This window comes from Stenotrophomonas sp. STEN021, assembly GCF_056760175.1.
Genome location: NZ_JBRREH010000051.1, coordinates 1 through 19,326, shown reverse-complemented (window position 1 = coordinate 19,326; position 19,326 = coordinate 1). Strand labels below are relative to the sequence as shown.

The 19,326-nt window shown below is 64.3% G+C and carries 12 protein-coding genes and 1 pseudogene; 8 read left to right on the top strand and 5 right to left on the bottom strand.

The features are described 5' to 3' along the window. Positions 1-151 precede the first annotated feature (151 nt). The 6 genes and pseudogenes from ACVOL0_RS12280 to ACVOL0_RS12255 all read left to right on the top strand — a co-directional run bounded on the left by ACVOL0_RS12280 (position 152) and on the right by ACVOL0_RS12255 (position 7,934). Positions 152-697 carry a DUF3828 domain-containing protein gene (locus ACVOL0_RS12280; protein ID WP_481549361.1) on the top strand — a complete coding sequence of 182 codons (546 nt, stop codon included), beginning with the start codon at positions 152-154 and terminating at the stop codon, positions 695-697. A gap of 154 nt (positions 698-851) precedes the next feature. Further along, complete coding sequence (folE, locus tag ACVOL0_RS12275) at positions 852-1,451, top strand: GTP cyclohydrolase I FolE (protein ID WP_303748099.1); 600 nt, start codon at positions 852-854, stop codon at positions 1,449-1,451. Positions 1,452-1,473: 22 nt separating this feature from the next. After that, positions 1,474-2,943, top strand: coding sequence for a DUF3375 domain-containing protein (locus tag ACVOL0_RS12270; protein WP_481549360.1), 1,470 nt, complete (start codon positions 1,474-1,476; stop codon positions 2,941-2,943). Next, positions 2,930-3,646 (top strand): DUF4194 domain-containing protein, encoded by a 717-nt coding sequence (locus ACVOL0_RS12265; RefSeq protein WP_481549359.1) that lies wholly within the window; start codon positions 2,930-2,932, stop codon positions 3,644-3,646. The genes ACVOL0_RS12270 and ACVOL0_RS12265 overlap by 14 nt, the downstream gene beginning before the upstream one ends. A 157-nt stretch (positions 3,647-3,803) precedes the next feature. Continuing rightward, positions 3,804-7,158: pseudogene (locus ACVOL0_RS12260) on the top strand (ATP-binding protein); the annotation flags it as partial. A 398-nt stretch (positions 7,159-7,556) separates the two neighbouring features. After that, the gene (locus ACVOL0_RS12255) at positions 7,557-7,934 is read left to right on the top strand and encodes an MAPEG family protein (protein ID WP_481549358.1); all 378 of its coding nucleotides are present in this window, start codon (positions 7,557-7,559) and stop codon (positions 7,932-7,934) included. A gap of 211 nt (positions 7,935-8,145) precedes the next feature. On the opposite strand, the gene ACVOL0_RS12250 is transcribed toward ACVOL0_RS12255, so the two are convergent. The 4 genes from ACVOL0_RS12250 to ACVOL0_RS12235 all read right to left on the bottom strand — a co-directional run bounded on the left by ACVOL0_RS12250 (position 8,146) and on the right by ACVOL0_RS12235 (position 14,538). After that, complete coding sequence (locus ACVOL0_RS12250; RefSeq protein WP_481549357.1) at positions 8,146-11,070, bottom strand: TonB-dependent receptor plug domain-containing protein; 2,925 nt, start codon at positions 11,068-11,070, stop codon at positions 8,146-8,148. Between the two features lie 143 nt (positions 11,071-11,213). Beyond that, entirely contained in the window at positions 11,214-11,957 is a 744-nt protein-coding gene (locus tag ACVOL0_RS12245) for an SDR family NAD(P)-dependent oxidoreductase (protein ID WP_481549356.1), read from the bottom strand. Between the two features lie 76 nt (positions 11,958-12,033). Further along, positions 12,034-13,662, bottom strand: coding sequence for an EAL domain-containing protein (locus tag ACVOL0_RS12240; protein ID WP_481549355.1), 1,629 nt, complete (start codon positions 13,660-13,662; stop codon positions 12,034-12,036). 96 nt (positions 13,663-13,758) lie between these two features. Then, positions 13,759-14,538 (bottom strand): sulfite exporter TauE/SafE family protein, encoded by a 780-nt coding sequence (locus tag ACVOL0_RS12235; protein WP_481549354.1) that lies wholly within the window; start codon positions 14,536-14,538, stop codon positions 13,759-13,761. Between the two features lie 88 nt (positions 14,539-14,626). Between ACVOL0_RS12235 and ACVOL0_RS12230 the strand changes: the two genes are divergently transcribed. Continuing rightward, complete coding sequence (locus tag ACVOL0_RS12230) at positions 14,627-15,022, top strand: YchJ family metal-binding protein (protein WP_481549353.1); 396 nt, start codon at positions 14,627-14,629, stop codon at positions 15,020-15,022. 225 nt (positions 15,023-15,247) lie between these two features. Continuing rightward, positions 15,248-17,407 carry a lytic murein transglycosylase gene (locus ACVOL0_RS12225; protein WP_481549352.1) on the top strand — a complete coding sequence of 720 codons (2,160 nt, stop codon included), beginning with the start codon at positions 15,248-15,250 and terminating at the stop codon, positions 17,405-17,407. A gap of 95 nt (positions 17,408-17,502) precedes the next feature. Here the strand turns inward: ACVOL0_RS12225 and ACVOL0_RS12220 are convergent, their stop codons facing one another. Continuing rightward, positions 17,503-18,678 carry a benzoate/H(+) symporter BenE family transporter gene (locus tag ACVOL0_RS12220; RefSeq protein WP_481549351.1) on the bottom strand — a complete coding sequence of 392 codons (1,176 nt, stop codon included), beginning with the start codon at positions 18,676-18,678 and terminating at the stop codon, positions 17,503-17,505. Positions 18,679-19,326: the final 648 nt, after the last annotated feature.

Sequence of the window (19,326 nt, the reverse complement as noted above, 5' to 3'; positions counted from 1 at the left end):
GGCTGCGCCAAAGGGAGGGGGCAGAGCGCTTGTCTCCCTCCCTTTCGCCAAAGGCGAAGGGGGGAGGGCTGGGGAGGGGTGCTTCAAAGCCTTTGCTTTCCCCAACAGTCCCGCCTAAAAAGACCCGACAAACGAACACGCAAGGACGCCCATGAAAACCTTGGCACCCACAGCACTGCTGCTCCTGGCCCTGACCGGCTGCAACAAGGAGGCACCTGCCACTGCCACACCCGAGCCTGCCCAGGCCACGGCCGGCACCAGCGCCCAAGAAATCAGCAACGCCCGCAGCTTCCTCAACCACATCTACGCCGGCTACCACCCCGACGCCGGCCTGGACGCCATCCTCCCCGACGAAGAGGTCTACACGCCGGCCCTGATCGCCGCGATGCAGGCCAATAGCGACGCATACGCCGGCGAAGTCGGCTATCTGGACGGCGATCCGCTTTGTGACTGCCAGGACACCGCGCAGGACCTGCGCCAGCTCAGCTTCGATATCCAACCAGTGGCCGACAGCCAGCTGCGTGCCAGCACCCGGCTCGACGACCCCCAACACCCCTTGCAGCTGCAGTTGACCCTGCAGCGCCACGGCGGCAGCTGGCGCATCGCCGATATCGGCACCGCGCGTGCGCCCAGCCTGTTGCAGGCGCTGGAGCGCGATACCGCCACGGCCAAGCGGGCTGCAGGGCAGGCAGATTGAACCGGCGGATCGGCCGGCTTTCAAAAATCCCATGTAAAACAAAGAAATAGATTCTCCGTGGCCGGCTCGCCAGAGCCGGTCAAGGCGCCGTAAATGCTCCTCCACAGCCCCGGCTGGTAGCATGTCCACCCCGTAATCCAAGCGCAGTTCTGTAATGGCCGATCCCAAGAACCCGTCCGTCACCCAAGCCCAGGCCGAAGACGCCGTGCGCACCCTGCTGCGCTGGGCCGGTGAAGATCCCTCCCGCGAAGGCCTGCTCGACACCCCGCGCCGGGTAGCCGAGGCCTATGGCGACTGGTTCAAGGGCTATAACGACGACCCGCGCGAGTACCTGGCCCGTACCTTCGAAGAAGTGGCCGGTTACGACGAAATGATCGTGCTGCGTGACATCGAGTACGAAAGCCACTGCGAGCACCACATGGCGCCGATCATCGGCCGCGTCCATGTCGGCTACATCCCCAATGGCCGCGTGGTCGGCATCTCCAAGCTGGCACGCGTGGTCGAGGCCTATGCACGCCGCTTCCAGGTGCAGGAGAAGATGACCGCGCAGATCGCCGACGTCATCCAGGACGTGCTGCAGCCGATGGGCGTGGGCATCGTGGTGGAAGGCGCACATGAGTGCATGACCACCCGCGGCATCCACAAGCGTGGCGTCAGCATGGTCACCTCGCGCATGCGCGGCACCTTCCATGACGACGCGCGCACCCGCGCCGAGTTCCTGCGTTTCATCGAAGTCGGCCACGCCCGACGCTGAGCCCAGGGATCGCACGCGCTCGATGAAGTACCGCCAACGTATCGCCAGCTACCAGCGTCTGCGCGAGCAGCCGCTATGGAAACTGCTGGCCTCCGACCGTGCGCCGGTGCTGGTGGGCCTGTTGCAGGGCCTGCTGCTGGAAGCGGACCGTCGCATCCCCGGCTCCATCCTCGCCGAGCGCCTGCAGCAGCAGCTGGACACGCTCAATGGCGAGGAGCTCGAGGTCGAGCTGCCGCGCACCGCGCCGGCCTACATCGCCTACTGGCTGGCCCAGGGCTGGCTGGTGCGGCGCCTGCCTGAAGGCGCGAGCGAAGAGGAATACGAGCTGTCGCGGCACGCCGTGCAGGCGATCCGCTTCATCGCCGGCATCGAGCACAACGCCAGCCTGGCCACCGAAAGCCGCTTGGCCATGGTGATGCAGCAGATCTCGCAGCTGGCCCAGCAGACCGAGGCCGATCCGGAAGCACGCCTGGCCGCATTGAAGGCCGAGCGCGACCGCATCGATGCCGAGATCGCGCAGGTGTCCACCGGCAAGGTCAGTGCGCTGGATGGCAAGCGCGCGCTGGAACGTACCCGTGACGTGATCCGTCTGGCCGATGACCTGGCCGAAGACTTCCGCCGCGTGCGCGATGACTTCGAACAGCTCAACCGCCGTTTCCGCGAACGCATCATCGATGACGAAGGCGCGCGCGGCGACGTGCTCGACCGCCTGTTCAACGGCGTCGATGTGATCGGCGAATCCGATGCCGGGCGCAGCTTCCAGGCGTTCTGGGACCTGCTCAATGATCCGCGCCGCAGTGGCGAACTCGACGCTGCGCTGGACACCGTGCTCAACCGTGGCTTCACCCGCAAGCTGGACCGCAACGAGCGCAACTTCCTGCGCAACTTCACCAGCACCCTGCTGGAGCGCGGCGGCCAGGTGCACGAGGTGATGCAGCATTTCGCCCGCAGCCTGCGTGGTTTCGTGCAGAGCCGCGGCTATCTGGAACAGCGCCGCCTCAACCAGTTGCTCAAGCAGGCGCAGGGCCAGGCCCTGCAACTGCGCGACGAAGTGCGTCCCACCGCGCCTACCGGCTTTGTGCTGCCGCTGTCCTCGGCGCGCGTGCGTTCGATCGGCCAGTGGCGCCTGCACGACCCGCGCACGCACCAGGTCGACACCTCCATTTATTACGCCGAGGCCGCCGAGATCACCCTCGACAGCGTTGGCGACCTGGTCGCGCAGTCGGAAATCGACGTGCGCACACTGAAAGACAATCTCTTCATGCTGCTGGGTTCACGCCCGCGCCTGAGCATCTCGCAGGTATTGCGCGAGCGGCCGGCGCGGCAGGGCCTGGGCAGCGTGATCGGCTATCTCTCCATCGGCACCCGCCATGGCAAGGTGATGACCGACCAACTCGAAACCGTGGAATGGACCGGTGGTGACGGCGTGGTGCGACGCGCCCGCGTGCCGCTGATCTGGTTCCTCAAGGAAAGACGCGATGAACTGGTCTGAGACCGAAACCGATAGCGAAGCCATCAGCGCGCCCGTCGCGCCGGCACCCACCTTGAGCGGTGGCGCCCTGTTCGTCGGCGACAGTGGCCGCCTGCCGGTCGATGCACGCCGCGCGCTGTGCCTGCTGCTGGCCGGCCCCAGCGTCGATGCCCAGCGCCAGCCGGCGCAATGGGCGGCACTGTTGCGCAACGAAGAGGAAGTCCGCAGCCTGCTATGCGAACTGTTCCTGGAACTGGTGTTGGACCGCGACGGCGGCGTTGCCTTCACCCGTCAGTTCGACACCGCCGAACTCGACTCGCCCAACCTGCTGCGCGCCGCACCGCTGACCTTCATCGAGTCGGTGCTGCTGCTGTTCCTGCGCCAGCAGCTGGCCGAAGCCGATACCCGCGGCGAACGCGCGGTGGTGGCCGAGTTCCAGCTGGTGGAGGCGATGAGCATCTACCAGAAGAACGTCTCCACCGACCAGGCCGGCTACGGCAAGCGTGTGGCTGCGGCCATCGCCAAGCTGCGCGAGAACCAGCTGCTGTCCAAGCTGCGCGGCAGCGAGGATCGCTACGAAGTCTCGCCGGCGCTGAAACTGCTGTTCTCGGCCGAGGACGTGCAGACCCTGGTCGAGGCTTACCGCCAGCTGCGCGACGGCGATGCCGCCACCGAGGCGGTTGCCGATGATGAAGACAACACCAGCGGCACCCCCGCCGAATGATGCCTGGCACCCACGCCACGCTGACCAGAATGACCACCGCCGCGCATCGCGTGGCGGCTGAAGGATGAGCCGTATGGAAACCACTTCCCACACCCTGCTTCCCAACGCCGCGTTGTTCAACGACCCGGCCAGCGATGCCCGCGCGAACCAGTTCCGCATGCGCCGCCTGCAGGTGCTCAACTGGGGCACGTTCTCCGGCCTGACCGAAGTGCCGATCGCCGAGCGTGGCTTCCTGTTCGTTGGCCGCTCCGGCTCGGGCAAGTCCACCCTGCTCGATGGCATGAGCGCATTGCTGACGCCGCCGAGCATCGTCGATTTCAACGCCGCCGCGCGCGAAGCCGAGCGTTCGGGCCGCGACCGCTCGCTGGTGTCGTATGTGCGTGGCGCCTGGGCCGACCAGCAGGACAGCGAGTCCGGTGAAATCGCCACCCAGTACCTGCGCAAGGGCGCTACCTGGAGCGCCTTGGCGCTGGAATATCACAACGCCCGCGGCGACGCGGTGTCGATCGTGCGGCTGTTCTGGATTGCCGGTGCCGGCACCTCGGCCAACGACGTGCGCAAGCACTACATGGTGATCCCGCGTCGCTTCGACCTGGCCACCGAGATGGAAGGCTTCGACCTGGACCTGCGCAAGCTGCGCGGCCGTCTGGGCGAGGACGTCGGCCACTTCGACAGTTTCACCGGCTATGCCGAGCGCTTCCGTCACCTGCTGGGCATCGGCAACGACATGGCGCTGCGTCTGCTGCACAAGACCCAGTCGGCCAAGAACCTTGGCGACCTCAATGGCTTCCTGCGTGGCTTCATGCTGGAAGAGCCGCGCACCTTCGAAGCTGCCGACCGCCTGGTCGATGACTTCGCCGAACTCGATGGCGCCCACCATGCCGTGGTCACCGCGCGCCGCCAGGTTGAGACGCTGACCCCGGCGCGTGATTTCCACCAGGACCTGATGACGCTGCGCAAAGGCGTGGCAACGCTGCGTGACCTGCAGATCGGCATCGACGGCTTCCGCGAGGAAAAGCGCCTGGAGCTGGTCAACGAGCGGCTGAAGGAAGTGGAGATGCTCGACCGCGGCCTGATGGGCGAGGAAGGGCAGCGCCGGCAGTCGCTGGACAACCACGAACAGAAGCTGGTCGAACTGGAACGCCAGCAGCGCGAGCAGGGCGGTGAGCGCATCGACGAGCTGGAGCGCGAGCGTATCCGCATCGAGCGCGAGGTCGAAGAACGCAGCCGCCGCCGCAAGCAGTTGGAAGGCGCCTGCCGCCAGCTCGGCATGGTGCTGGCTGAAACCGCCAGTGGCTTCTCCGAACAGGTGGAGCAGGCGCGTGCCTTGATCGATGGCACCAAATCCGGTGCGGGCACCGTGGACGACGCCATCGCCGAGCGCATGGCCGAGCGCCGCGATGATGAAAAGCGTTTTGCCGCTCTGCGGGTGGAACTGGAGTCGCTGAAGGCTGCACCGAGCTCGATCCCGGCACCACTGCAGCAGATGCGCGCACGTCTGTGCGACGACACCGGCCTGTCCGAGTCCGCGTTGCCATTCGTTGGCGAGTTGATCCAGGTGCGCGAGGATCAGATCGGCTGGCGCGGTGCGATCGAGCGCGTGCTGCACGGCTTCGCGCAATCGCTGCTGGTCGACGAGAAGAATCACCAGCAGGTCGCCGAATGGGCCAACCGTACCCACTTGGGCACCAAGCTGGTCTACTTCCGCATCCGTGACAACGAACTGCTGCACGCACGCGAGCCGGAGAAGCGTTCGCTGATCCACAAGCTGCAGTTGCGTGATCATCCCTATGGCGATTGGGTCTACAACGAACTGCAGCGCCGCTTTGATTACACCTGCGTGGAAAACGCCGGCCAGCTGCGCAGCGAAGACCGCGCGATCACCCGCGAAGGCCAGATCAAGCATCCCGGCGACCGCTATGAGAAGGATGACCGCCACGCGGTCAACGATCGCAAGCGCTGGATGCTGGGCCATGACAACCGCGACAAACGTCGCGTGTTCGAACGCGAAGGGCAGGAGCTGGCCCAGCGCATCGCCCGCAGCGAGGCCGACGTGGCAATGTTGCGCAAGCAGCGCGAAAGCGGGCAGGAAAAGCAGCTGGCCGCGCACTCGCTGATCGAGCGCGACTGGGACGAAATCGATGTCGGCCCGCGCCTGCAGCGGTTGAGTGATATCGACGAGCAGCTGGTCGACCTGCGCGAAGGCGACACCGCCTTGGCGCGCATCGGTCAGCAGATTGAATTGACCCGCGGTCTGCGTGACCAGGGCAAGCGCACCTATGAAGACGTGCGGCTGGAGCGTGGCCAGTTCTCGCGCGAGCGCGCACGCCTGGAGCAGCTGCGCGACAACGGCCAGGCGCGCGTCGCCAGCGCGCCGCTGACCGAGCTGCAGCGCGAAGGTCTGGAAGAGCGCCTGAACATCCTGCCGGGCTTGAACCTTGAGAGCCTGGAAAGCCACTTCCGCGTGGTCGAACGTGGGCTGGCCGAGGAACTCGGCAGCAGCCAGGGCCGCGACGCCAAACTGACCCAGCATCTGCTGGACTGCTTCCGCAAGTACACCCAGCAGTGGCCGGAAGACTCCGGCGACTTCACCGTGTCGCTGAGCAGTGCCGACGATTTCCTTGCGCGTTTGACCCGCCTTGAGAGCGACGGTCTGCCGCGCCATGAAGGGCGCTTCTTCGAACTGCTGCAGACCCAGAGCAAGAACAACCTGCTGGCCCTGCAGCGGCATACCGCAGAAGCGCACAAGGCGATCAAGCAGCGCATGGACGAGGTCAACGCCTCGCTGGAACAGGTCGCGTTCAACCGCGGCACCGTGCTGGCCATCGACGTGCATGACCGGCGCCTGCCGGAAGTGCAGGATTTCCAGCTGCAGCTGCGTGCGGTGTTGACGCATCAGCAGACCGAAGACCGTTCGCTGGCCGAGTCGCAGTTCAACGTGTTGCGTGAGCTGGTGCGTCGTCTTGGCGCGCAGGAGCCTGAGCTGCGCCGCTGGCGCGAGCAGGTGCTCGACGTGCGCCTGCATGTGGAGTTCATCGGCGTCGAACTGGATGCTGATACCCGCGAGCAGGTCGAAATCTACCGCAGCGGCGCCGGCAAGTCCGGTGGCCAGCGGCAGAAGCTGGCGACGACCTGTCTTGCCGCCGCGTTGCGCTACCAGCTGGGCGGCGAAGACGGCGAACTGCCGCGCTATGCCGCGGTGGTATTGGACGAAGCCTTCGACAAGGCCGACAACGAGTTCACCGCTTTGGCGATGAACATCTTCGAGAACTTCGGTTTCCAGATGGTGGTTGCCACCCCGTTGAAGTCGGTGATGACGCTGGAGCCGTTCATCGGTGGCGCTTGCTTCGTCGAGATCAGCGGCCGTCACGATTCGGGCGTACTGCTGATCGAGTACGACGACGAAGGCAATCGCCTGAAACTGCCGGCGCGTGCACGCGGTGCGATGGCGCAGGCCAATGCGGAGGATGTGGTGGATGTGCCGGTTGCTGTTGAAGCAGCGGCTGCGTCCAGCGAGGCTGGTGAAGCTGAGGTTGAAGCGTCGGTTGTTGAAGGCACGGTGGAAGTGGAAGCCAAGCCTGCGCTGAAGAAAGCTGCGAAGAAGGCTTCAACGAAGAAGAACATTCCGGCCTGACGGACAAGGAAGCGAGGGTTTCCCTATTGCCAGGGCAGCTGAGCTTTTTCTTCTCCCGCTTGCGGGGGAAGGTGCCCGAACGGCGGATTAGGGGCTTTTGATTCCGCTTCAGCTGTTGCATTGAGCCAAAGCCAAAGCCAAAGCCAAAGCCAAAGCCAAAGCACCCCTCCCCAACCCTCCCCTTGGCCTTCGGCCAAAGGGAGGGAGCAGAGCAAAGCCATCGCTGCGCTTGTTACCCTGCACCCACTTCAAGACACGCGGATAGCGGAGATCACCATGCACTACGTAGAAATCGTCACCGCCCTGGTGGTGCTGCAATACCTGTTCTTCGCGGCGATGGTTGGCCGTGCACGTGGCCGTTATGGCGTCAAGGCACCGGCAGTCACCGGCCACGATGGCTTCGAGCGCATGTACCGCGTGCAGATGAATACCCTGGAATTGATGGTTGCGCTGCTGCCAAGCATGCTGATCGCCGCACGCTTCTGGCCGGCGCAATGGGTGGCGGGTATCGGTGCGGTGTATCTGATTGGCCGCTTCATCTACTGGCGCGCCTACGTCGGCAACCCATCCAGCCGCGGCCTGGGTTTCGGCCTGTCGATGCTGCCGGTGCTGGTACTGCTGCTGATGGCGCTGGCCGGCGCGATCCTGCGCTGAGCAGCCCTGCTTTTGTAGGAGCGGCGCAAGCCGCGAAGCAGGACCGCCTGCCGCCGTCGATCAATTTGCAATCGAGACAAGCCCGGCGTTGGGTAAGCAGGAAATCCAGTGGACTGGACGTTCGTGCCCACCGGCTTCGCGGCTTACGCCGCTCCTACAACAACGGTATTGAACCAAGGGAGCCTTACGGCTCCCTTGGTCGTCATCCAGCTCAGAAATCCATGCTGAGCTTGGCGTAGGTGTAGCGGCCGGGCAGGTCGTAGGTTCCCGGGTCATAGCCGTTGAGCGTGCAGCTCAGGCAGATCGGTGGGTTCTTGTCGAACACGTTGTTGACGCCAACGCTCACCTTTACACCCTTCATCCACGCATCGGTACGCCAGCTGATCTGCGCGTCGTGATAGGTGGTCGCACCCAGCCAATGCTGGTCGGCAACGCTGTCGGTGCAGATCGCAAAGCCATTGGCACCGGCACAGCTTTCACGCAGCCGGTCGATGTAACGCATCGTCCAGTTCACGTTCCAGTTGCGGAAGTCCCAGTTGGTGCTCAGGCTCGAGCTCCACTCCGGGATCGCGCTGTCATTGACTTCAATGCCTGGGCCCTTCGGCTCAGGTTGGCCGGACTCGTTGACCAGCTCGTAGCGGGTGACCCAGGTCGCCTTCCAGTCGAAACCGAGCTGACCCCAGCCGGTTTCCGGCAACAGCCAGTGCGCGTTGAAATCCCAGCCACTGGTGTTGATGGTGCCGAGGTTGGCGAGGATGTCCTCGAAGCGCACGATCTGGCCGCGGTCGTTGCGGGTATAGCTGGCACAGGCCACGGCATCGCGGGTATCGATGCAGCGGTCCATGATGGCCTGCGCATCCGGTGCCTGGATCGCCTTGTCGATGGTGTGGCGGTAGAAGGTCACACCCAGGTCAAGCTTGCTGGCCCAGCTGCTGTCTTCGGCCCAGCTTGGGCTCCACACCGCGCCGGCCATGAACGAGCGGCTCTCCTCCGGCTTCAGGTCACGGTTGCCGGAGGTCACCACCGAGATCTGCGGGTTGGCCTGCTCATAGCCCGGCGGTACGCCATCGGCAACACACTTGGGCGTGGTAGATGCGGCGTTGTTGCAGGGGTCGACGATGGTGGCGTCGAAGCGGCTCAGCGTGCCGTACAACTCACCGATCGATGGTGCACGGAAGCCTTGTGCGAACGACATGCGCAGCAGCAGTTCATCGGCCGGCTGCCAGCGCAGGCCGATCTTGCCGGTGTTGGTGCCGCCGAAGGTGGAGTAGTCCGAGTAGCGGCCGGCAATGCTCAGGTCCAGGCTCTTGCCCCAGAAGCCTTCGCGCGCCAGTGGCACATCGAACTCGACATAGGCTTCCTTCACCGAGTAGCTGCCGATGGTCACGCCCGACGGCACGCCGTTGTACTCGCCGGCGATGGTGATCGGGTCGGGGTGGTACTCGCCCTTGTAGCGGCGCCATTCGGCACCGGCGGCGAAGGACACCGGCCCGGCCCAGATATCGAACAACTCGCCGGTGATGTTGGCCGAGCCCAGTGACAAGGTGTTCTTGCTGCGGTCACGCACGATCGGCGAGATCCATGCCAGCATCTGCGGGGTGATGGTGCCGGGCCCGCCAAACAGGTTCAGTGGCACGCAACCGGCAATCGCCGCGCAGGCAGCAGGGTCGCCCAGCGCCTGGTTGATGTGCTTGATGTTGTAGCTGCCGGTATTGGTCTGGGTCGCCTTGCTCTCGCTGGACATCACGTTGACGTCCCAGTTCCAGGTGCGCTGGTTGACCTCGAACACACCATCCAGCCCGCCCGCTGCGTACCAGGTCTTCACGTCCTGCTCGTAGCGGCGCGGACCACCTTCGACCGGTCGTCGGCCCAACAGGAACAGGTTGGGATTGGCGCCCATCGTGGTCAGGTCGAAACCGAACGGGTTGTACGGATTGTTGGCCGAGATCACCAGTTTGGTCTCGGCCCAATCGTTGTACACACCGGCATCGGTGCCGAGGAAGATCGGCTCCGGCGCGGCCTGGTTGGCCGACTCACGCTCGCTGTAGAGGCCGCGGAACCAGCCGCTGACATTCGGGGTGAACTCAAAGCGCACCTGGCCGAACACCGATTTCCGCTCGTTTGGGGTCAGCAGCAGGTTATAGGGTGCGAAATTGAAGCGGTTGGCGGTACCAAAGCGGATGAAGTCACCGGGAAAGGCGGTCCCACCGGCAAAGCTGGCGCCGTTGGGCAGGGTGATGTTGCACGTCGCCGAACCGGGAATCGGATTGCCGGCAGCATCCTGGCCAAGTGGGCATAGCCCGCCATAGGTGTTGTTGCCATCCGGTGGTGCAAACACCGTGCGGCCACCAGGGGTGGCCGAGCTGCCGTTGGACAGGCCGGTGCCGGGCACCGGTTCGCGCGCCCACAGGTATTCGGACGAACTGATTTCTTTCTGCTTGAACCACGACGCGCCGACTATCCACTGCGCACGATCGCTGCTGCCACCAAAGCTCAGGTCGATGCTGCTGGTGCCGCCGCCCTTGAGGTTGTAGTCGCCGTATTGCACGTCGACATGGCCACCTTCGGCGCCCTTCCTGGTGATGATGTTGACCACGCCGGCAATTGCATCGGAACCGTAGAGCGAGGACGCGCCGTCTTCCAATACTTCGATGCGTTCCACGATCGCCAGCGGAATGGTGTTCAAGTCCACCGACGAACCTACGCCCGAACCGGAGGATTCATTGACCCAGCGGATGCCGTCCACCAGTACCAGAACGCGCTTGGCCCCGAGGTGACGCAGATCGACCGTTGCTGCGCCGGCGCCGACGCCGCCGCCATCAGGTGGAAAACCGAAGTTGCCGCTGGAGTTGAGCTTGGTGCTCAGCGAAGCGCCGCTGGCGGTGAGGTGCTGCACCACGTCGGCAATCGAGCTGTAGCCGGTGCGTTCGATGGCTTCGCGGGTGAGCACCTGGACCGGAACCTGGGTTTCCAGTTCGGCTTTCTTGATGCGGGTACCCGTGACTTGAATGCTGTCCAGGGTCTTGGGCGTGCTGTCTGGTGCCTGTTGCGCGAAGGCCGCGCCGGGCAGCAGGCACAACAGCGATAAGCGGACAGCGCAGCTGAGGCGGCGCGGGCGTAGCGGTAACAACGTCATCGGAATGCTCCTGGTGATTGCCGGACTACGTGCCCGCCACCATGACGGGCGTAGCCGATTTGTAAGCAATTCGTTAGGAGCAGACAAGCGGCGTCGCCGCAATGCGAATCTGAATTCGTGCAGTGAACGGCAGTTACATCACATCATTGAGCTGAATAGCCACCGTCGACCAGGTGGTAGCTCCCGGTGATGAACGACGCTTTGTCCGACAACAGGAAGCAGGTCAATGCCGCCACCTCTTCGGCGGTGCCCAAGCGCCCGGCCGGGTGCAGCGCCACCAGCCCGGCATAGGCGCGGTCGTCCATGCTCTGCAGCAGCGGTGTATCGATGAAGCCCGGGCCCACCGCGTTGATCCGCAGCCCGCGCGGGGAGTATTCCAGTGCCGCGCTCTTGGTCATGCCGACCAGCGCGTGCTTGGCCGCCACATAGGCCGCCGCGCCGGCCCAGCCATTGCTGCCGAGGATCGAGGCCATGTTGACGATGGCACCGCCGCCGCTGGCCAGAATCGCGGGAATTTCGTACTTCATCGAGTAGAAAACGCCGTGCAGGTTGACCCCGAGCACGCGATGCCATTCTTCCAGCGGATAGTCGGCGGTCTGCAGGCTGGCGCCGCTGATGCCGGCATTGTTGACCGCCAGGTGCAGGCCGCCGAAACGCTCGTTGCAGGCGTTGACCATCAGCCGCACCGCATCCGGGTCGCTGACATCCACCTGCAGGGCCTGTACCCGTTCGCCCAGCGACATGGCCACGGCGGTGGCGGCATCACCGTCGATATCGGCTGCCAGTACCATGGCGCCGCGCGCGGCAAGTTGCCGCACCACTGCTTCACCAATCCCGGAGGCGGCGCCGGTAACCAGCGCAATGCGGTCGGCAAAATCGTGTTGCATGGGGCGTTTCCACGGCTGCGGTCATTCCGCATGTGGATAGGCTCCCGCGTTTGTCTTGCAGGTGCATTGCGTGGGATCAATCCAGCGCGCTGGCCGGTCTGCCCAAATGCACGCTGGGTGCCGCATGTTGGTTTGGATGCGTATGCAATGGCACGAAGGTGCTCAGGTCTTCTGCCCGCATCGGCCGGCCGAAGAAATAGCCTTGCCCGTAGATCACGCCCTTGCTGCGGAAGAAGTCGGCCTGTTCCTGGGTCTCGATGCCCTCCACCAGGGTCTGCATGCCCAGGCTGCGCGCAAGCTCGATGATGTGGGTGGCGACCTGGCTGGTGACCGCCTCGGTGCAGGCGGTGGAGGTGAAACTCTTGTCCACCTTGAGGATGTCGAAGGGATAGGTAGTCAGATAGGCCAGGCTGGAGTAGCCGGTGCCGAAGTCATCGATGGCGATCTCGATGCCCAGCGCGTGGATTGCCGCCACCACATCCTGCGCGCTGGCTTCCTCCAGCAGGCCGCGTTCGGTGGCTTCCACCACAAACCGGCCATTGCCAGTGCCGATTGCACGCTGCATGTCCGCCAGCAGCTGCGGCGTCTCCATCGATTGCAGGTCACGCGGTGACAGATTCACGCCCAGTCGGAAGTTGGGGTGTTGGCGGAAAAAGCCGCTCAGGTCCTTGACCACCAGTTCCAGTACGCGCCGGGTAACCAGCTGGATCAGCCCGGCATCCTCGGCGAACGGGATGAAGCGATCCGGTGGCACCACGGTGCCGTCTTCGTGCTGCCAACGCAGCAGTGCCTCGGCGCCGATGCAGGTGTCATCCTGCAGGCAGAACACGGGCTGGTACATCAGGAAGAAATGCCCCTTGTTGATCGCCCGCAGCAACTCGGCGCGCGTCGACCATTGGCGGCGGATCATCACCAATGCCATGACCAGCACTGCCAGCCCGGCAATGATGCCGAGCGGGATGAACCAGTGCGCGAACTGCGCCATGCGCGCATCGATCGCCGCCAACGGGGTGGCCACGATTACCCCGGTGCCGTCGGGGCGAAGCACCCGCCGTACCACCAGGTAGCCAGCCTCGGCATCGGTGAAGTGGCCGTCGTTGTCCTTGTCGATCGTGGCTGTGGTCCAGCGCTGCAGCAGCATGCCTTGCCGCGCGGCGTAGCGGCCGTCCGTGCTGTTGAACAGGCCCAGTGAAAGGTCAGGTCGGGCAAACGGCGAGATCAGCCCCTCAGGGTAGATCAGCAGGGCGTAGCCGTCCTTTTCCAGCACTACGTACTCTCGCCCGGGCAGGCCAGGCACCTGCACCTGGGTGTAAACCTGCACGCCGTCGAGCGCCCGCGAGGAGTAGGGGCCCAGCACGATCTGCTGCATCAGCGCACCGCCGGAAGAGCAGGCGACCTTGCCATCGCGCAGGTACAGGGTGCTTTTGACGATGTGCGAGCTGATCCCGAAGCGCTGCATGCGTAGCAGCCCGGCGGGACTGCAGGGCGCATCGCCACTGCTGCGCATTTCCGCACGCAGGCGTTCGATCACCTCGATGGTGCTGCTCACTTCGCGGCTGATGCTGGCCGATACGTCATCGAGCAGCACGTATTTTTCGCGGATGGCCTGTTTGCGCGCCTGGTGCAGTGAGTACAGCACCGGCACACAGGCGAGTATCGCGGCAGCGAGCAGCAACAGTGAGGCGATTCGGTAACGGTTCTTCATGGTGGCGCCATCCCCGGGTTGGCTTCTTACTGCGCCACTATGTGATGTACGTCAAGAAATTCCAGTGATGAAGATTTAGCTATGTGCAGGCGGGCTTCATGTCGGGCGGAAGGTATCCCAGGCCATACGTGCGATCAGCACCACGACAAGAACCACAAAAAGCTTACGAATCAATGGTGTGCCGCCGCGTAGGGCAAGCCGGGTACCGGTCACGGCGCCCAGTACGTTGGCTGCCGCCATGGGGATGGCCAATGCCAGCAAGACATTGCCGCTGGGCACGAAGAACGACAATGCCGCCACATTGGTGGCCAGATTGACCACCTTGGAGGCGGCAGAAGCGCGCAGGAAGTCCAGCCCGAAGAACCGCACGAACAGGAAGATCAGGAAGCTGCCGGTGCCCGGCCCGAAGAAGCCATCGTAGAAACCAATCACCCCACCCATCGCCACCGCGATCAGCAACTCGCGGCGACCGACCTCGCGTGGCCGGTGCAGCGCGCCGAAATCCTTCTTTGCCAGCGTATAGCCCAACATCACGATCAGCAGGGTCAGCACCAACGGCCGCACCGCTTCTTTCGAGAGCAGGGTCACCGCGGTGGCACCCAGGAAGGAGAACGCAAACGCCGCCGCCGCCGCCAGCAATACGGGCCGCCATGGGAAGCGCACCGCGCGCGCATAGCGCAGCGCCGAGGCACCGGTGCCGAACACCGAGCTGAACTTGTTGGTGCCCAGCAAGGCGGCCGGTGTCTGTTGTGGCAGCGCAGTGAACAAGCCCGGCAGCTGGATCAGACCACCGCCGCCGACCGCCGCATCCACCAGCCCCGCGATGAAGGCGATGACCAGCAGCCACGGCAGTTCGGGTGGGATCAACTCCAGCATGGCAACTCCAGCGCAGGGCGCGACAGCATACGCTCAGTGCGGCAATGCATGGCTTGGAACCGTGGCGGGCGTCGATGAAAATACAAGCATGCAGACATCTCCAACCACTCCCTGTCCCTGCGGCCGCGACCAGACCTATGCGGCCTGCTGTGGCCGTTACCACGCCGGCCAGGCCGCACCGGATGCCGAGTCGCTGATGCGTTCGCGCTACAGCGCCTATGTGCTCAAGGACGTTGATTACCTGTTGGCCAGCTGGCACCCGGATACCCGCCCGGCCACGCTCTCGTTGGAAGACGCGCCCGGCCAGCGCACGCAATGGCTGGGTCTGAGCGTGCAGCGCCATGCAGTCACCGGCGAAGACACCGCCGAAGTCGTGTTCACCGCCCGCTATCGTGTAGGCGGTGGCAGTGCGGTAAAGATGGTCGAGCACAGCCGCTTCCAACGCATCGATGGGCGCTGGTATTACCTGGATGCCGCTGGCTGAAGCACGCCGCTCCCTTATGCACCACGTGGGGGAGCGAAGCAGCGGCAGTGTTCCCTTGGTAGAGCCGAGCCATGCTCGGCACTACCGCTCCCTCCCTTGCGCTACGCGCAGGGGAGGGTTGCTTTTGGCTTTTGGCTTTCGCCTCCCCAGACAACTTCAGCCTCGCGGCTCACGCCGCTCCCACAACCACGCTTATCATCAAGCTCCAGTGCAAGGAGCGTATGGATGAACCCGATCAACCTGCTGCGTGCGGGCACCACGCTGGCCGCACTCACGCTGGCCTTCTCCGCCAACGCCGCGATCACCGATTTCGGCAGCTGCGGTGCCTCGCTCAAGACCGCCGCCCTTGCCCAGGGCATCAGTGGCGAAAAGTTTGATCAGGTTTTCAGCAGCATCACTCCCGACCTGAGCGTACTGCCGCTGCTCGACGCGCAGCCGGAGTTCACCACCCCCATCTGGGATTACCTGGCCTCGCTGGTCGACAGCCGCCGTATCGCCGATGGTCGCGCGCTGCTCAGCCAGCACCGCGCACTGCTGGAGCAGGTAAGCGCACAGTATGGCGTCGATCCGGCCACCATCGTCGCGGTCTGGGGCGTGGAGAGCGATTACGGCCGCGTGTTCGGCAAGCGTCCGCTGCTGCAGTCGCTGGCCACCCTGTCCTGCAATGGCCGCCGCCAGCCCTTCTTCAAGGGCGAACTGCTGGCCCTGCTCAAACTGATCGACAAGGGTGACTTGAATCCCACCGGCCTGACTGGCTCCTGGGCCGGTGCGTTCGGCCACACCCAGTTCATGCCATCGACGTATGCCCGTATCGCCGTGGATGGTGATGGCGATGGTCGTCGTGACCTGGTCGCCAGCATTCCCGATGCGTTGGCCTCCACCGCCAACTATCTGAAGCAATCCGGCTGGCGTACTGGCCAGCCCTGGGGCGTGGAAGTCCGCATCCCGGCCAACTTCAATGCCGCACTCGCCGGCCGTACCAAGCGCAAGCCGCTGGCAGACTGGCGCGCGCTGGGCATCACCCTGGCCGACGGCAAGCCGCTGCAGGTGCCGGCAATTACTGACGACAGCAACGCCGCAGTGCTGCTGCCTGCCGGTGCCAAGGGCCCGGCCTTGCTGGTGTTCCGCAACTACGACGCAATCTATTCCTACAACGCTGCGGAGAGCTACGCCTTGGCCATCGCCACCCTGGCCGATCGCCTGCGCGGCGGCACCGGTCTGAGCGCAGCCTGGCCCACCGATGATCCAGGCATCGGCCGCGATGAACGTCGGGAACTGCAGACCTTGCTGCTCGCACGTGGCCACGACATCGGCAGCGCCGACGGCATGGTCGGCACCGCCACCCGCCGCGCCATCCAGGTCGAACAGCAGCGTCTCGGCTGGAAGGACGCTGATGGCCGTGCCGGCAGCCGTATCCTGCAGGCCCTGCGCAACGCCAAACCTACGCAACCAACAGCGTTCCAGCTGCCGCCCAATTACCAGCAACTTGTCCAATCACCGATCGTACGGAGCAAGGTTTCAATGAAGGATGTGCAGGGCCTGAGTACAGGCGACTTCAAGGGTTTCAGCGCCTGGAAGGTGGAAACCCCGTTCTCAACCGCTGCCATCAGCGTGTTTGGCGGGCAGTTGCTGTCCTTCGTGCCCAGCAGTGGCCAGGACGTGATGTGGCTCTCGCCCAGCGCCAAGCAACCGCCCACGCCCATCCGTGGTGGTGCGCCGGTGTGCTGGCCGTATTTCTCGCGGCAGGGGCAGGGCAATGACGTGCCCGCGCATGGTTTCGCGCGCACCGTCGCCTGGGAACTGCGCGACGCCCGCCGTGAAGCCGATGGCAGCGTGGTGTTGACCCTTGCACCGCCGGTGATGGAAAGCCTGGGTCTGCGCCTGCAGATGGTGGTGCGCATCGGCCGCACCCTGGAGCAGGAGTTGATCACCGAGAACACCGGCAGCCAGGTGCAGACCTTTACCCAGGCGCTGCACAACTACTTCAATGTCAGCGATGCCTTGAAGGTGGATGTCAGTGGCCTGGACGGGCTCACCTACCTGGACAAGCTCGACAACGGCAACGCCTACGTGCAGAAGGGTGACTGGAACCTGCGCGACCCGCGCGATCCGGGTCGCAGCGACCGCCTCTACACCCAGGCCGGTGGCCACTACGTGCTGCGCGACCCGGGTTTCAAGCGGGCCATCGACATCAGCACCAGCGGCAGCCGCACCGCCGTGGTCTGGAACGCAGGCGAAGCCGGGGCAGCAAAGATGGACGACATCGGCGCAGCGTGGCGCAACTACGTCTGCGTGGAAGCAGCCAATGCCGGACCGGATGTGATCGAACTGGCACCCGGCGGACGCCACACCCTCAAGCAGGTATTCGAGGTAAAACCGCTCTGAGCCTGGAAACCCCTCTCCCGCCGGGAGAGGGGCTGGGAAAAGGGTAGGCGGAACCTGCAGCCCCCAACAGCGGCAGCGGACTCATCCGTTGCCAATCAGCGGCGCAGCACCAGCAAGGTGATCACGCCGGCCACCAGCCCCCAGAACGCCGAGCCAATCCCGGCCATCGACAGTCCCGATGCAGTCACCAGGAAGGTAACCAGCGCCGGCTCACGTTCGGCCTCTTCCTTCAACGCTACTGCCAGGCTGTTGCCGATGGTGCCGAGCAGGGCGATACCGGCCAGTGTCGCGATCAGCTCCTTGGGAAACGCGGCAAACACCGCCGCCACCGTCGCTCCGAACAAGCCGATCACGATATAGAACACGCCAGCGCTCACTGCCGCCGTGTAACGCCGCGTCGGATCTTCGTGCACATCCCGGCCCATGCAGATCGCCGCGGTGATCGCGGCCAGATTCAAGGCATAGCCACCGAACGGCGCCAGTGCAGTGTTGACCACCCCGATCCAACCGATCACTGGCGAAATAGGCACGTCATAGCCCGAGGCCTTCAACACCGCCACGCCTGGCACGTTCTGCGAGGCCATGGTGACAATGAACAAGGGCAGGGCGATGCCGAACAACGCCGCCCAGGACAGCGTCGGCGCGGTGAACACTGGCAGCGCCATCTGCAGCTGCACCTGCTCCATATGCATCAGCCCCTTGCCGCTGGCGATCGCTACACCCACCAGCAAGGTTGCGATCACCGCATAGCGCGGCAACCAGCGCCGCCCAAGCAGATAGGTGGCAAACATCAGCAGCACCAGCAACGGCTGGGTGTTCACCGATACAAAGACATCCAGCCCAAAGCGCAGCAACACCCCGGCCAACATGCCCGAGGCCAGCGACACCGGAATCCGCCGCATCGCCTTCTCGAACACCCCGGAGAAGCCGGCCAGCGTGCCCAGCAACGCTGCCAGCACAAACGCGCCGATCGCATCGGACAGCGGCAGCGTGGTCGCCCCGACCACCAGCATCGCCGCACCGGGGGTAGACCAGGCCGTCACCACCGGCATCCGATAGCGCAACGACAGACCAATACAGGTCACGCCCATGCCGATGCCCAGCGCCCACATCCACGAGGCGATCTCCGCCTGTCCGGCACCCACGGCCTGCGCGGCCTGGAACACGATCACCGCCGAGCTGGCAAAGCCCACCAGCACCGTAATGAAGCCGGCAACCACAGCAGGCAACGAGAGATCACGAAATAACGAACGCGAAGCCGGATTGGTCATCTATATGGAGGTGCAACGGATCAACCCGCATTGTGGCCCAGCAAGCCGCTCTACGGTCCCAGACAAAGGTAGGCGGAGTGGTAGCCCCTCTCCCGTTTACGGGAGAGGGGTTGGGGTGAGGGCAGCTCTTTGCTCTGCGACATGGCTACCCAGGACCGGACCAGCTGAGAACAACAGCATCACCACCAAGCCCAACGGCGCATCAGCTTTAGCGCTTGGCCAGAGTGTCAGCGGGCCGGAAAGCCGCGCAAAGAGCAAAACCCAACCCCAAGCACCCGGTACTTTGCCAACTCTGGCCCCAACCGCCAATTTGCCGCTCTGCAACAAAAAGTGATTGCGATTTTCACAAAGATGTCTAGAATCCACCTCCTCGCTTCGCGGCGCCGATCACAGCAGTGACCGGCACCAAGAAACGACGTCACCAACCTCGAAACAGGGTGTTGACGGAAACAAAAAGCCTGCCATAATAGGCGGCTCGCTTCGACGAAAAGCCTTCGGGCTCAACCTTGAAGCCGCCGAGTCAACCGCCTCTCAAAAAGGTGTTGACGAAGCAGAAAAGCCACCATATAATGGGCGGCTCGCTACGACGGAAACGTCGCAGCCTACGAAGAAGGCGCTGAGGCCCGATTCGAAGTTCTTTGAAAGTAT

Coding starts and splice junctions, on each gene's coding strand:
- ACVOL0_RS12280 (WP_481549361.1), top strand. CDS start 152: ATGAAAACCTTGGCACCCACAGCACTGCTGCTCCTGGCCCTGACCGGC.
- folE (WP_303748099.1), top strand. CDS start 852: ATGGCCGATCCCAAGAACCCGTCCGTCACCCAAGCCCAGGCCGAAGAC.
- ACVOL0_RS12270 (WP_481549360.1), top strand. CDS start 1,474: ATGAAGTACCGCCAACGTATCGCCAGCTACCAGCGTCTGCGCGAGCAG.
- ACVOL0_RS12265 (WP_481549359.1), top strand. CDS start 2,930: ATGAACTGGTCTGAGACCGAAACCGATAGCGAAGCCATCAGCGCGCCC.
- ACVOL0_RS12255 (WP_481549358.1), top strand. CDS start 7,557: ATGCACTACGTAGAAATCGTCACCGCCCTGGTGGTGCTGCAATACCTG.
- ACVOL0_RS12250 (WP_481549357.1), bottom strand. CDS start 11,070: ATGACGTTGTTACCGCTACGCCCGCGCCGCCTCAGCTGCGCTGTCCGC.
- ACVOL0_RS12245 (WP_481549356.1), bottom strand. CDS start 11,957: ATGCAACACGATTTTGCCGACCGCATTGCGCTGGTTACCGGCGCCGCC.
- ACVOL0_RS12240 (WP_481549355.1), bottom strand. CDS start 13,662: ATGAAGAACCGTTACCGAATCGCCTCACTGTTGCTGCTCGCTGCCGCG.
- ACVOL0_RS12235 (WP_481549354.1), bottom strand. CDS start 14,538: ATGCTGGAGTTGATCCCACCCGAACTGCCGTGGCTGCTGGTCATCGCC.
- ACVOL0_RS12230 (WP_481549353.1), top strand. CDS start 14,627: ATGCAGACATCTCCAACCACTCCCTGTCCCTGCGGCCGCGACCAGACC.
- ACVOL0_RS12225 (WP_481549352.1), top strand. CDS start 15,248: ATGAACCCGATCAACCTGCTGCGTGCGGGCACCACGCTGGCCGCACTC.
- ACVOL0_RS12220 (WP_481549351.1), bottom strand. CDS start 18,678: ATGACCAATCCGGCTTCGCGTTCGTTATTTCGTGATCTCTCGTTGCCT.